Annotated in this window: 11 protein-coding genes; 6 read left to right on the forward strand and 5 right to left on the reverse strand. The window is 65.6% G+C overall.

The features are described from left to right. Positions 1-15: 15 nt before the first annotated feature. Complete coding sequence (locus IEX41_RS12750) at positions 16-681, reverse strand: HAD-IA family hydrolase (RefSeq protein ID WP_188790638.1); 666 nt, start codon at positions 679-681, stop codon at positions 16-18. 105 nt (positions 682-786) lie between these two features. Between IEX41_RS12750 and glmU the strand changes: the two genes are divergently transcribed. The 3 genes from glmU to IEX41_RS12765 are packed head-to-tail and all read left to right on the forward strand — an operon-like array spanning position 787 to position 4,633. After that, entirely contained in the window at positions 787-2,136 is a 1,350-nt protein-coding gene (glmU, locus tag IEX41_RS12755) for a bifunctional UDP-N-acetylglucosamine diphosphorylase/glucosamine-1-phosphate N-acetyltransferase GlmU (protein WP_188790639.1), read from the forward strand. A 5-nt stretch (positions 2,137-2,141) separates the two neighbouring features. Then, a complete protein-coding gene (gene glmS / locus IEX41_RS12760) occupies positions 2,142-3,959 on the forward strand; it encodes a glutamine--fructose-6-phosphate transaminase (isomerizing) (protein WP_188790640.1) in 1,818 nt (605 codons plus the stop codon). Beyond that, the gene (locus IEX41_RS12765) at positions 3,956-4,633 is read left to right on the forward strand and encodes a DNA alkylation repair protein (protein ID WP_188790641.1); all 678 of its coding nucleotides are present in this window, start codon (positions 3,956-3,958) and stop codon (positions 4,631-4,633) included. Before glmS ends, IEX41_RS12765 begins: the two co-directional genes overlap by 4 nt. 56 nt (positions 4,634-4,689) lie before the next feature. Here the strand turns inward: IEX41_RS12765 and IEX41_RS12770 are convergent, their stop codons facing one another. Then, positions 4,690-5,820, reverse strand: a complete 1,131-nt coding sequence (locus tag IEX41_RS12770) for an acetoin utilization protein AcuC (protein WP_188790642.1) — start codon at positions 5,818-5,820, stop codon at positions 4,690-4,692. A gap of 117 nt (positions 5,821-5,937) precedes the next feature. Between IEX41_RS12770 and IEX41_RS12775 the strand changes: the two genes are divergently transcribed. Then, entirely contained in the window at positions 5,938-6,990 is a 1,053-nt protein-coding gene (locus tag IEX41_RS12775; protein ID WP_188790643.1) for an AbrB family transcriptional regulator, read from the forward strand. A 59-nt stretch (positions 6,991-7,049) separates the two neighbouring features. Here the strand turns inward: IEX41_RS12775 and IEX41_RS12780 are convergent, their stop codons facing one another. Further along, the gene (locus tag IEX41_RS12780; protein WP_188790644.1) at positions 7,050-8,879 is read right to left on the reverse strand and encodes an ABC-F family ATP-binding cassette domain-containing protein; all 1,830 of its coding nucleotides are present in this window, start codon (positions 8,877-8,879) and stop codon (positions 7,050-7,052) included. 151 nt (positions 8,880-9,030) lie between these two features. Then, positions 9,031-10,092: an anhydro-N-acetylmuramic acid kinase gene (locus IEX41_RS12785; RefSeq protein WP_229673232.1), complete on the reverse strand. Its 1,062-nt coding sequence runs from the start codon at positions 10,090-10,092 to the stop codon at positions 9,031-9,033. Between the two features lie 97 nt (positions 10,093-10,189). Between IEX41_RS12785 and tyrS the strand changes: the two genes are divergently transcribed. After that, complete coding sequence (gene tyrS / locus IEX41_RS12790; protein WP_188790646.1) at positions 10,190-11,443, forward strand: tyrosine--tRNA ligase; 1,254 nt, start codon at positions 10,190-10,192, stop codon at positions 11,441-11,443. Between the two features lie 400 nt (positions 11,444-11,843). On the opposite strand, the gene IEX41_RS12795 is transcribed toward tyrS, so the two are convergent. Further along, positions 11,844-11,996, reverse strand: coding sequence for a hypothetical protein (locus IEX41_RS12795; protein ID WP_188790647.1), 153 nt, complete (start codon positions 11,994-11,996; stop codon positions 11,844-11,846). Between the two features lie 48 nt (positions 11,997-12,044). Between IEX41_RS12795 and IEX41_RS12800 the strand changes: the two genes are divergently transcribed. Next, the gene (locus IEX41_RS12800; protein WP_188790648.1) at positions 12,045-12,932 is read left to right on the forward strand and encodes a GNAT family N-acetyltransferase; all 888 of its coding nucleotides are present in this window, start codon (positions 12,045-12,047) and stop codon (positions 12,930-12,932) included. Positions 12,933-13,077: the final 145 nt, after the last annotated feature.

Raw genomic sequence — 13,077 nt, forward strand, 5'->3', positions numbered from 1 at the left:
CCGGGCGTCAACGGCTCAGGGCAGCAGGCGCGCGACCTCGTGATGGAGGTCATCGAAATGGCCGATGATCCCCTCGGGCGACAGCGCCTTCACCCCGTCGCCGTCGGGCCCGAAAGTCACCAGAATGCACGGCACCCCCGCCGCTGACGCGGTCTTTCGGTCGGTGTCGGTGTCACCGACAAGGCAGGAGCGCGAGATCTCGCCACCGAGCCGTGCGACGGCCTCCCGATAGGGCCACGCGTCGGGCTTGCGGACGGGCAGCGTGTCCGCGCCGATCAGGGCACCGAAATAGGACCGCACCCCCAGTTTCTGCAGCAGGCTTTCCGCCAGCGCCTCGGGTTTGTTGGTGCAGATGCCGACCTTGTCCCCGGCCTCCAGCAGCGCCTGAACCGCCGCCATGGCCCCGGGATAAAGGCGGGTGTGGATGTCGATATCCTCGCCATAGACCTCGAGAAGCCGCGGATACCATGTCTCGACCAGCTCCGCATCGTAGGCACCGGCCCGCTCCAGCCCCAGCTTCAGCATCGCCCGCGCTCCGCGAATGGCGGTCGCGGCATCGCGGTCGGGCTCGAGACGCACTTCGTTGCCCATCTCGTCGAAGCAACGGTTGGCGGCGGCAATGAGATCGCCACTGGTGTCCGCCAGCGTACCGTCGAGGTCGAAAATCACGGTCCGGGTCATCGTCTCTCCTGTCACACGGCGAAATCAGACGTGATGCCCGCCGACTTGCTCCTGCTCACTGAACCGATAAAACCGAAGAAGGCAGAACACAAATGAGAAACCAGCATGAGCATCGCCCTGATCATTCTTGCAGCGGGCAAGGGCTCCCGCATGGAGTCCGACCTACCCAAAGTGTTGCACCGTATCGCGCACGCGCCGATGCTGTGGCACGCCATGCGCGCCGGCCAGTCACTCGACCCCGAACGCACGGTGGTGGTCACCGGACATGGCTCGGACGAGGTGACGGCGGCGGCGCATGAATACGACCCCGAGGCGCGCGTGGTGCTGCAGACCGACCAGCTCGGCACCGCCCATGCGGTGGCACAGGCCGCCCCCGAGCTCGAAGGCTTCGACGGCGATGCCATTGTGCTTTATGGCGACACGCCCTTCATCAGCCACGAGACCCTCGAGAAGATGGCGCAGGCGCGCGCCAAACACGACGTGGTCGTGCTCGGCTTCGAAGCCGAGGATCCGGCGCGCTATGGTCGGCTTCTCACCGATGGCGACACCCTTCTTCGCATCGTCGAATGGAAGGATGCATCAGATCAGGAACGCAAGATAAACCTCTGTAATTCCGGCGTTATTGCCGCCGATGCCCAGACCCTCATGAGCCTAATTTCCGCTGTCGGAAACGACAACGCGGCGGGTGAATACTACCTGCCGGACATCGTGTCAATCGCCCGCTCGCGTGGGTTGAAATCCGGCGTGGTGCATTGTGACATCTCGGAAACCGTTGGCGTGAACTCCCGCGCGGAACTGGCTGCGGCGGAAAAGGTTTTCCAGGCCAGCACCCGGTCGCGGATGCTGTCCGAAGGGGTCGCAATGTTCGCCCCTGAAACCGTCTGGCTGTCCTGGGACACGGTCATCGGTCGCGAGACCGAGGTCGAGCCCAACATCGTCTTCGGTCCCGGCGTGACGGTGGAATCCGGGGCGCGCATCCGGGCATTCTCGCACCTCGAGGGCTGCCACGTGAGCCGCGGCGCCGTGGTCGGCCCCTTCGCCCGTCTGCGCCCCGGCGCGGAGCTGGCCGAAGACAGCCACGTGGGCAACTTCTGCGAAGTCAAGAACGCCTACCTTTCCGAAGGCGTAAAGGCCAATCATCTCAGCTACATAGGCGATGCCGACGTGGGAAAGGGCACCAACATTGGCGCCGGGACCATCACATGCAACTACGATGGCGTCTTCAAGCACCGCACCACCATTGGCGAGAATGCCTTCATCGGATCCAACACTATGCTGGTGGCGCCGGTCCATGTAGGAGACGGCGCGATGACCGGCTCCGGCTCGGTCATCACTGATGACGTGGCACCGGGCGCGCTGGCGCTGGGACGGGCGAAACAGGTCGAGAAACCGGGTTTTGCGACCCGCCTCATGGACATGCTGAAGGCCAAGAAGGCCAAGCAGAACAAAGGATAACGGGCATGTGTGGAATTGTCGGTGTACTGGGTCGGCACGAAGCGGCCCCCATCCTTGTCGAGGCGCTCAAGCGCCTTGAATACCGCGGCTACGACAGCGCGGGCATTGCCACCATCAACGCCGGCAAGCTTGATCGCCGCCGCGCCGTGGGCAAGCTGGTGAACCTCAGCGACCGGCTGGTGCACGAGCCGCTTGCCGGCAAGTCCGGGATTGGTCACACCCGCTGGGCCACCCACGGCGAGCCCAACGAGAAGAATGCCCACCCGCACCGCAAGGGCGGCGTCGCCGTGGTGCACAATGGCATCATCGAGAACTTCCGCGAGCTGCGCACCGAGCTGGCCGCCGAGGGCATCACCGCCGAAACCGACACCGACACCGAGACCGTCGCGATGCTGGTCCACCACCTGCTGAGCACCGGCCTGTCGCCCGCCGACGCCGCTCGCGCTGCGCTTGGCAAGCTCGAGGGGGCCTTCGCACTGGCTTTCCTCTTCGATGGCGAAGAGGATCTGATGATTGCCGCCCGCAAGGGCTCGCCGCTCGCCATTGGCCATGGGGACGGTCAGATGTACGTCGGCTCGGACGCCATTGCGCTTGCACCGCTCACCGACACGATCACCTATCTCGAGGAAGGCGACTGGGCGGTCATCACCCGCGCCGGCGCGCAGATCTTCGATGAGGACAACCGCGAAACCGCGCGCGCGCCCCGCAAGATCCGCATTGATGCGGCCCGCGTGGACAAGGGCGGCTACAAGCATTTCATGGCAAAGGAAATCGCCGAGCAGCCCACGGTCCTTGCGGATGCGCTGTCCGCCTACCTTGTTGGCGACACGATCAACATCGACCAACAGGCCATTGATTTCACGAAGATTGATCGTTTGACCATGGTGGCCTGCGGCACGGCCTACTATGCCTGCCTCACCGCGAAATACTGGTTCGAAAAGCTCGCTCGCCTGCCGGTCGAGGTCGATGTCGCCTCGGAATTTCGTTACCGCGAACCGCCGATCCTGCCGGGCACCGCATCGCTTTTCGTTAGCCAGTCCGGCGAGACCGCAGACACCCTTGCTGCTCTGCGATACTGCAAGGGCAAGGCGGACAGCATCCTGTCGGTCGTCAACGTGGAAACCTCATCCATCGCCCGCGAAAGTGACGTGGCACTGCCCATCCATGCGGGCATCGAGATCGGTGTCGCCTCCACCAAGGCCTTCACCTGCCAACTCAACGTGCTGCTTCTGCTCGCCATTCAGGCGGCCAGCCAGCGCGGTGAGATGACACCCGAGGACCGCTCTGCGCTGCTTAGCGACCTGCGCAGCCTGCCGGGCCTGTTCAACGCAGCGCTCCAGCGGGACGCCACCATCGAGGCGGCGGCGATCAAGATCTCGGAGGCCCGAGACGTGCTGTTCCTGGGCCGGGGCCTGATGTACCCCCTCGCCTATGAAGGCGCTCTCAAACTTAAGGAAATCAGCTATATACATGCCGAAGCTTATGCATCAGGAGAGCTGAAACACGGCCCCATCGCATTGATCGACAAGACTGTTCCAGTGATCGTCATGGCGCCCCACGACGCGCTCTTCGACAAGACTGTCTCGAACATGCAGGAGGTCATGGCGCGCGGCGGCAAGGTCTGTCTTGTCACCAATGCGGCAGGTGCCGAAGTTGCAGGGGAAGGCACATGGCAGACGGTGATCATGCCCGATGTGGATGACCGGCTTGCACCGTTGCTCTATGCAGTGCCCGCACAGCTGCTGGCCTACCACGCCGCCGTCGCCAAGGGCACGGACGTGGACCAACCGCGCAACCTCGCGAAATCCGTGACGGTGGAATGAGCCCCGAAGACGCGCTGGCGCAGATCGAGGCGCAGGCCGACCCCGGCCGCGCCGAGGGGATGGCGGAGTACCACAAGGTGCCCCGCCGCTACATCGGCACCCCCAATTCGGTGCTGAACGATCTTGCACAGGACTGGCGGCGAACGCTGTCCCTGCCCGAACGACAGGCCCTAGCAGACGCCCTGTGGGCCACGGACATCTTTGAGGCCCGCGTGGTCGCCGCCAAGCTGCTCACGCAGGCCCGCATCCGCGATGATGGGCCGGTCTGGGACTTGCTGCGCTCATGGGTGCCGGAGTTCGACAGCTGGGCCATCGCCGACCATGCCGCCTCGGCCATCGGGCGGCGGCTCGTGGCGGAGCCCGCGCGGCTTGAGACGGTCGAGGGCTGGGTGACGTCGGACCACATGTGGACCCGGCGCGCGGCACTGGTGGCGACGCTGCCATGGGCCAAGTTGCCTCACCCGTCCGATGCCGATTTTGCCACCCGCGACCGCATCCTCGGTTGGGCGGCAGAGCTTGCCCCGGACCGGGACCGGTTCATTCAGAAGGCCGTTTCTTGGTGGCTGCGCGATCTTGGAAAGCATGACGCGCCCCGCGCCATGGCCTTCCTTGACCAGCATGGCACCAAGCTGACCCCGGCTGCGCGCAAGGACGCGTCACGCCTGCTGCGCTAACGCAGCTGGAACCGTCGCGCCGCCGGTTCTCGCCCTGCATGTAGGTGACGCGGCGGCTAGTCGGAGAGCCCGAGCCGCGCCCGCAAGACGTTGACACCCCAGCCCACCTCGTCACGCAGCGGGCCGTTACGCGGCGCGTCACGCAACGTGGTCAGCAGCTCGGGCGCGGGGCGGCCCTTGCGCGACCAGACCAGCCGGGACAGCAGCGCCGTGCCCTCATGCGGCAGACGGTCCGGGATTGATTGCCCCGATAGCGTCGCCCAGACCCCGGCCCAGCAACGCGCCACGGTCCATGGGTTGTAGCCGCCCCCGCCTGATACGATGAGCCTCGGCGCCAATGCGGCCAGCTTTGCGACCGCCCGGAAATGGCTGTTGTTTGACAAGGCAAGGCGTGACAGCGGATCCTCGGTCAGAGCGTCCGAGCCGCATTGCAGGAACACCGCATCTGGGGCGAAGTCCGACGTGGCTGGCAGGATCAGCTTGTCCAGAACATGGGCGAACTCGGTGTCATTGAACTCGCGTGGCACCGGCACGTTGATGGCTGATCCCCCCGCATCGTCGCCAAGCGCCCCGGTGAAGGGCCAGCGACGGTCCTCGTGCACCGAAATCGTGCGAACTGCGTCCGATCCGGTAAAGGCGATCTCGACCCCGTCGCCGTGATGCGCATCGATATCCACGTAGACCACGCGGCGCGCGCCGAGGCGCAGCAGGTGCTGGATGGTGATCACCGGCTCGTTGAGGAAACAAAAGCCCGAGGCGGCATCCGCCAGCGCGTGATGGGTCCCGCCACCGGGATTGTAAACGGCCCGCGCGGCGCCGGACATGACCAGTTCGGCCGCCAGAAGCCCGCCCCCGACCGCGGTGGCGGGGCGACGGAACATCTCCGGAAAGAGCGGGTTCGAAAGGGTGCCTAGACCATGGCGCTCGCGCACCTCTTGCGTGACGGCACCGCCCCGCTCTGCCGCTTCCAGAGCAGCGATGTAGGCGGGGGTGTGGAAGCTGGTGAGCGCCGCCGGTTTCGCCCGTGGGCTTTGTCGGTAAACCCGCTCCGGCAGGTGGCCAAGGGCGCGGGAAAGGTCGATCGCGGCGGGCACCCGCTCAATCGAGAGCGGGTGACGGGCGCCGTAGATCGAGCCACGGTAGACCTCGGAGCCGATGAAAAGCGCTGGGGGCGGTGATGCGTCCATTCCACCGATCTAGAGCGCAGCCTGGCCGGTGGAAAGGTGCCATGTCGCGGGCCCTTGGCATTCTTCCCAGAGTTCCGCTATCTCACTCGCATGACTGGCCTTTCCCCGACCCTCCGCATGATCCTCCTGACCGCCTTGCTGCTGGCTTTCGGTGGCTTCGGCGGGCTCATGGCGCAGATCGCCCATGTTCCCATGCCCTTCATGCTGGGCAGCCTTGCCAGCGCAGCCATCGCCACGGCGCTGTTTCAGCATGGCGGGCTGAGTGGCTATCGCTTCCCTATGAAATTCCGCACCGGGTTCATCGGCCTGATCGGGGTGATGATCGGCACGCAGGTGCAGCCGCATCTCTTCGATGAGGCAGCCGGCCTCGCGCTGTCGATCGGCGCGCTGGCACTCTTCGTGGTGCTGGCCCACGGAGGCAATTTCGTGATCTTCCGAAAGATCGGAGGTTACAACCCGCCCACCGCCTTCTTTGCAGGGGCACCCGGTGGGCTGATGGAAAGCCTCGTGATGGGTGAAAAGGCAGGCGCCGATCTGCACTTGCTCACCGCACAGCAGTTCCTGAGGATCATCCTCGTGATCTCGGTCATGCCCACGGCCTTGTCGCTGTGGCTGGGCCACCCGGTGGGCAGCGCAGCCGGGGCGAGCCTTGGACCGCAAGGCCCGGTGCCGCTCTTTGCGCTGCTGATGATCGTGCTGGCGGCGGCGGGCGGGCTTGGCCTTGCGAAGCTGGTCCACCTGCCGGCGGGACAGATCACAGGGCCGCTGCTACTCAGTGCCGCGCTGACCCTGAGCGGGCTGGTGGACCTGCACCTGCCGTTCTGGCTCATCGCCGTGGCGCAGGTGGTGGTGGGCGTGTCGCTGGGCGTGCGGTTCGCGGGGATGAGCGCCCGGATGCTCGGCCGGTCGATCTGGCTCAGCGCGCTCTCGGTGGGCTGGATGCTGCTGCTGGGCGCGGGCTTCGCGGTGGCCCTTATGCAAGTGACTGGGCTCGATTTCCTCGTGCTGATGATCTCCTATTCGCCGGGCGGCGTGACCGAGATGTCTATCATCGCACTCAGCCTCGCGGCCAACCCGGCGCTGGTCAGCCTGCACCACGTGGTGCGGATCCTCTTCACCGTGAGCCTGATGGGCCTCGCGGAACGGCTGCTTCCCGTCCGCAAGGCCTAAGCCGGGCGCCAAATTCCTTTGCCAAGGAATTTGGCCCGGGCCGACCCGAAGCGCGCGGATCAGCCCGCCGCTTCGGCCTTTTCCTCAAGGGCAAGCCACTCCTCTTCCGACCTGCCAAGCTTTTCCTGCCGTTCGGTCAGCATCTCGGTGGCCTTCTTGAACTTTACCGGCTCGCGGGTGAACAGCTCCGGATCTGCCAAAAGCTGCTCGAGCTTGGCGATTTCGCCCTCGAGCCGTTCAAGCTCGGCGGGAAGTTCCTCAAGCCGGTGTTTTTCGGTAAAGCTGAGACCCGGAGCCTTGGGTGCGGGTTTCGCCTTTTCCGCAGGCTTCGGCTCCCGGCTGTCCTTGCCGGGCTTGGCGGCCTTTTCCTCGCGCTCGGCCTCGCGGCGTTGCGACTGGTAGTCAGACCAGCCGCCCGCGTAGACCACGGCGCGCCCATCGCCTTCCATGGCAATCGTCGTGTTCACCGTCCGGTCGAGGAAATCGCGGTCGTGGCTGACGATCAGCACTGTGCCGTCGTATTCGCCCAGCAGATCCTGCAGCAGGTCCAGCGTTTCCACATCAAGATCGTTTGTCGGCTCGTCGAGCACCAGCAGGTTGCTTTCCTTGGCCATCAGCTTGGCCAACAGCAGCCGCGCCTTTTCCCCGCCGGAGAGCGAGCCGACCTTGGCCCGCACCCGCCGTTCGTCGAACAGGAACTCCTTGAGATAGCCGACCACATGCTTCGGCTCGCCGCGCACCATCACCTGATCGGCCTTGCCCGACACGCGCATGTCCGCGTCCCCGGTGAGGCTTTCCCAAAGGCTCATTTCGGGGTCGAGCGCCGCGCGCCCCTGATCGAACACCGCCGGCACGAGATTGGTGCCAAGCTTCACGCTGCCCTCGTCGGGGGCGATCTCGCCCATGAGCATGCGGATCAGCGTCGTCTTGCCGGTGCCGTTCGGCCCGACAAAGGCCACCCGGTCGCCGCGCTGAACGGTCAGGGAAAAGCCCTTCACGATGGTTTTCTCGCCGAACACCTTGGTGAGGCCGTCGGCCTCGATCACCTTCTTGCCCGAAACCGGGGCCGAGGTCAGTTCCATCGCGGCAGTGCCTTGGCGGCGGATCATCCCCGCCCGTTCCTGACGCAGCGCCTTCAGCGCCCGGACCCGGCCCTGGTTGCGGGTGCGGCGGGCGCTGATGCCCTCAACCGCCCACTTGGCCTCGGCCTTGATCTTGCGGTCAAGCTTGTGGCGGGCCTCGTCTTCTTCGTCCCAGACCTTGTCGCGCCAGTCCTCGAAGGCGGCAAAGCCCTGCTCTTGCCGGCGCACTGCGCCGCGGTCGATCCAGAGCGTCGCGCGGGTCAGCTCTTCGAGGAACTTGCGGTCGTGGCTGATCAGCACGAATGCCTTGCGGGTGGATTTCAGTTCGGTTTCGAGCCAGCGGATGGCCGAGATATCAAGGTGGTTGGTCGGCTCGTCCAGCAGCATCACGTCAGGATCCTGGGCCATGAGCCGCGCCAGCGCAGCGCGCCGCCGTTCCCCACCCGAGGCGGTGGCGACCTTGCGGTCCGGGTCGAAGCCAAGGCCTTCGCCGGCACGCTCCACGAGGTACATCTCGGCCGGGCCAAGCCCCTCGGCGGCATAGTCGCCAAGCGTGTCGAAGCCCGAAAGGTCCGGCTCCTGCTCCATGTAGCCGACTGAGCCACCGGTCACCACGACGCGGGTGCCGGTGTCGGGCTCCACGAGCCCTGCCATGACCTTCATCAGGGTGGATTTGCCCGACCCGTTGCGCCCCACCAATGCGACACGGTCGCCGGGCTGGACGTTGAGCGAAAGGTCGGAGAAGACGGGCTCGCCCCCGAAGGTCAGCGAGATGTCTGAAAGCTGGAGAAGAGGTGCCTGTGCCATGGGATCTGCGCTATGGCGGGACAGGCGCGGCGTCAAGAGGTGGCGCGCTGCGGAGCGTCATGAGGGCGCGCTGTTTACCGTATCAGAGGCTGCGCTTTGCCGTGCCCCATGAGCGCGCCAAATGGCGCTGCCCCGCGTCCCCACGTTCGCGTCAGCGAGACACCCGTGCGATCTGGCCGCCGCTGACCGGCGCTGCAACGCCCGTCGTGCCGGGGGCCGAGGTCGGCATCCTGCGCGCCACCCGCACCGCGAGATAGGCAAAGGCCTGTGCCTCGAGCATGTCACCATCAAGACCGACCGCCTCGACCGGCTCCACGGGGATGTCGAGCCCGGCGGCCATCATCTTCATCATCACCGGGTTGTGGCGCCCGCCGCCGCCCACGAGGATGCGTTCGGGCGGACATGGGCAATGCTCGATCCCCAGCATCACGGCGGTGGCGGACATGGCGGTCATGGTGGCGGCTGCATCCGCGTCCTCCAGCTCGCGCACGAGGTCGAGCATCAGGGAAAAATCATCCCTGTCCAGGGACTTCGGCGGCATCTTGCGGAAATAGCTTTCGTCGAGGAAGAGCTCGAGCGCCCCATCCGCCACCTCGCCCTTTGCCGCCAGTCCGCCGTCGCGGTCGCAGTCCCAGCCCAGCCGTTCGGCCACAAGATCATTGATCGGCGCATTGGCAGGCCCGGTATCAAAGGCCAGAAGCGCTCCGTCCTCTTCAGGCGAGGCAAAGCGCGGGTCAATCCAGGTGAGGTTACCCACCCCGCCGAGGTTCAGGAAAGCCAGCGGTTTCGTGGCGCCCATCCATTTCGCGCAGGCGAAGTGGAAGAACGGCGCCAGCGGCGCGCCCTGCCCGCCAAGCGCCACGTCGGCAGAGCGAAAATCCCACACCACGTTGCGCGCCAGCGCCTCGGCCAGCACGCCGCCGTCACCGATCTGGTGCGTGCCGCGCCCCTGAGGCTCATGCGCCAGCGTCTGGCCATGAAACCCCACAAGCTCGGCTTGCGGGAACTGCGCCAGAAGCTCTGCGTGAGCATCCTGCACCACGCATGCCGCCTCTTCGAGGCCATCCCCGGGCCAGCGCCCCAGAACCCCGCGCAGCACCTTGCGCTCCGCGTCCGTGTAGGCGCGGTAACCACTGTCACCGAATTCGAGAATGTCGCGCCCATCGGTGCGGATCAGCGCCGCGTCCACCCCGTCGAGGGATGTCCCCGACATCGCACCCAAGGCCCAGATCGGCCCTTCGTTCAACTTGCCCTTCACCTCTGCCCGCCCCAGCCTTATAGGAACCGGCAGACCATACGAGGGAAGCCACATGACTTACCATCCCAAATCGGACTTTCTGCGCATCATGATCGAGCGCGGCTATCTTGCCGATTGCACCGATTACCAGGGCCTTGATGATGCCCTGACGAACGGGGTGGTGACCGCGTATATCGGATATGACGCGACGGCGAAATCGCTGCACGTGGGGCACCTGCTCAACATCATGATGCTGCGCTGGCTGCAAAAGACCGGCCACAAGCCGATCACCCTGATGGGCGGCGGCACCACCAAGGTGGGCGATCCCTCCTTCCGATCCGACGAACGCCCCCTGCTGGGGCCGGAGCAGATCGACGCCAACATCGAGGGCATGAAACAGGTCTTCGCCAAGTACCTCGACTACGGGGACGGTGCGAGCGATGCCATGATGCTCAACAACGCCGAATGGCTCGACGGGCTGAACTACCTCGAGTTCCTGCGAGACATCGGGCGGCATTTCTCGGTGAACCGGATGCTGTCCTTCGAGAGCGTGAAATCGCGCCTCGACCGCGAACAATCGCTGTCGTTCCTCGAATTCAACTACATGATCCTGCAGGCCTATGACTTCCTCGAGCTGAACCGCCGCTACGGCTGCGTTCTGCAGATGGGCGGCTCGGACCAGTGGGGCAACATCGTCAACGGCATCGACCTCACGCGCCGGGTGATCGACCAACAGATCTTCGGCCTCACCTCGCCGCTTCTGACGACCTCGGACGGGCGCAAGATGGGCAAATCCCAAGGCGGTGCCATGTGGCTCAACGCCGACATGCTGAGCCCGTACGAGTTCTGGCAATTCTGGCGCAACACCACAGACGCGGACGTGGGCCGCTTCCTCAAGCTCTACACCGAGCTTCCGGTCGAGGAATGCGAGCGCCTTGGCGCGCTTGGCGGGGCCGAGATCAACGAGGGCAAGATCATCCTCGCGAACGAAGTCACGACCCTATGCCACGGTGCAGACGCGGCCGCCGCCGCCGAAGCCACCGCCCGCGAAGTCTTTGAGAAGGGCGGCGTCGGTGACGATCTCCCTACACTGGAGCTGACCGCTGAGGAGCTCGCCGAAGGCGTTTCCATCGTGCAGGTCATCGTACGGGCGGGCCTTGCCAAGTCAGGCAAGGAAGCCAAGCGCCTGATCTCCGAGAACGGTGCACGCATGGACGACGCCCCGCTGACTGACGCGGGGCTGATGCTGGACGCGGGTACGCTCTCTGCACCGATCAAGCTGTCGGCAGGCAAGAAACGCCACGCGCTGGTCCGCCTCGCTGAGTGATCAGTGACCTCACGCCGGGCCCTGACAGGCCCGGCGTGAGAGGCCGTCACCATGGCCGCCGAAGACTTGCTGCACGTTTGGCCGCATCGGGGGCTGGTCCCGCGGGTTGAAGCTTGGTCGTATCTTCGTCCGCTCGCATGCTCCTATCCCGGCCAATCCACCCCTTCAGACACCGTCAGCCAGGTTGGACCTCAACCGGCGGCTAGCCCCACAGTATGCCGGAGCACCGCCATATGGAGCGGAAGCTGCTAGGCGTCTCCCCGGGCCACCGCCCGCGTGCCAGAGCCCAAGCGCCAGCTTTCCGCTTTGCGACGCATCTGCCCGGCGCTCTCCCGGGCGGTCCTGAGCATCCCCGACAGTCCCCGTCAGAACGCCCCGGGCGTCACCACCTGCCAGCGCCTCAGAAGATCACCTGCGCCAGCGCAACCAACGCGAAGGGCGCCGAAAGCGCCAGCGACAGCAAAAGTGCCGCCGCAGCTGTCGGTTTCGGACGAGGCGCCGTGACGGCGACGGAGCGGGGCGCCTTCGGGCGCTGCGGGGAAAGCTGAACCATGCATCGGAGTTAATCACCGATTCACTTTCCAGGTCCTTAATGGAGATCATGGAATCGCTTATCGTCCCTCTCACGCAATCGCCTGAGTTCGGCCAGACGCTCAAGGCTTTCGGCTTGCCGGTCCGCTGCGGCCTTGTGGGGCCGGAACGCGCACCGGAGATGCAATGGCTGATCCAGTCCCGCCGCCTGCCCCTGCTCGGACAGGTGGACCTGATCTCGCGCGGGCCCGTGCTGCGCAGTGAGACCGCCATCGAGGACTGGCTGCCACTGTGCCAGAACCGCAGGTGTACCCCGCTGCTGATCAACGCGGATGATGTGGACACGAACGGCCTGCGCGCTGCCGGGTTCTGGCCCCTCATCACCCCGGCCACCATCGCCATGCTGACCCTCGGGCCAGAGCGCGGAATGAAGGCCGCGCTGCATCAGAAATGGCGCAATCGCCTCTCCAGGGCACAGGCCTCGAAGATCACCGTGACCCGGCGTCCGATCGGCCGAGACCACTGGCTCTTGAGGGCCGAGCAGGAGCAGGCCCGCAGCCGCGGCTATCGCAGCCTGCCACCGGATCTCGTGGCCGCCTACGCCGCCACCAATCCCGGTAAGGCATTGATCTGGGAGGCGCTCCACCGCAAGACACCCGTTGCTGCCATCGCAATCCTGCGCCACGGCCGCATGGCGACCTGGCAGATCGGGGTAACTCACCCCGAGGGTCGAAAGCTCAACGCCATGAACCTGCTTCTGTGGGAGGCGATGCTTTGGCTCGCGGCACACGGCCACGACCGGCTCGACCTTGGTATCCTGAACACCGATGATGCTCCAGGCCTCACGCATTTCAAGCTCGGCACCGGTGCCAAAGCACATCGCCTCGGCGGCACATGGCTGCGGCAGCCCATGCTGGCACCGCTCGCACGACATCTGCCACAACGCCTCGCCGCCTGACCGGGCGCCTGTGGACCCGAAGGTCTCTCAGTTGCCGAAAATATCCCGGGAGGTGAATTGCCTCGACCGGGGCAAAAGGAGGGCAGCGCCCTCCTGAACCGCCGCCCGACGCCGAAGGCACCGGGCGGCAAAACCAGCGCGCGGG

The sequence above is a fragment of the Salipiger pallidus genome (assembly GCF_014643635.1).
GTDB classification, from domain to species: Bacteria; Pseudomonadota; Alphaproteobacteria; order Rhodobacterales; family Rhodobacteraceae; genus Salipiger; species Salipiger pallidus.

Bases quoted from the DNA above. Each gene is read 5' to 3' on its own strand.
- IEX41_RS12750 (WP_188790638.1), bottom strand. From the start codon at position 681: ATGACCCGGACCGTGATTTTCGACCTCGACGGTACGCTGGCGGACACC.
- glmU (WP_188790639.1), top strand. From the start codon at position 787: ATGAGCATCGCCCTGATCATTCTTGCAGCGGGCAAGGGCTCCCGCATG.
- glmS (WP_188790640.1), top strand. From the start codon at position 2,142: ATGTGTGGAATTGTCGGTGTACTGGGTCGGCACGAAGCGGCCCCCATC.
- IEX41_RS12765 (WP_188790641.1), top strand. From the start codon at position 3,956: ATGAGCCCCGAAGACGCGCTGGCGCAGATCGAGGCGCAGGCCGACCCC.
- IEX41_RS12770 (WP_188790642.1), bottom strand. From the start codon at position 5,820: ATGGACGCATCACCGCCCCCAGCGCTTTTCATCGGCTCCGAGGTCTAC.
- IEX41_RS12775 (WP_188790643.1), top strand. From the start codon at position 5,938: ATGATCCTCCTGACCGCCTTGCTGCTGGCTTTCGGTGGCTTCGGCGGG.
- IEX41_RS12780 (WP_188790644.1), bottom strand. From the start codon at position 8,879: ATGGCACAGGCACCTCTTCTCCAGCTTTCAGACATCTCGCTGACCTTC.
- IEX41_RS12785 (WP_229673232.1), bottom strand. From the start codon at position 10,092: ATGTCGGGGACATCCCTCGACGGGGTGGACGCGGCGCTGATCCGCACC.
- tyrS (WP_188790646.1), top strand. From the start codon at position 10,190: ATGACTTACCATCCCAAATCGGACTTTCTGCGCATCATGATCGAGCGC.
- IEX41_RS12795 (WP_188790647.1), bottom strand. From the start codon at position 11,996: ATGGTTCAGCTTTCCCCGCAGCGCCCGAAGGCGCCCCGCTCCGTCGCC.
- IEX41_RS12800 (WP_188790648.1), top strand. From the start codon at position 12,045: ATGGAATCGCTTATCGTCCCTCTCACGCAATCGCCTGAGTTCGGCCAG.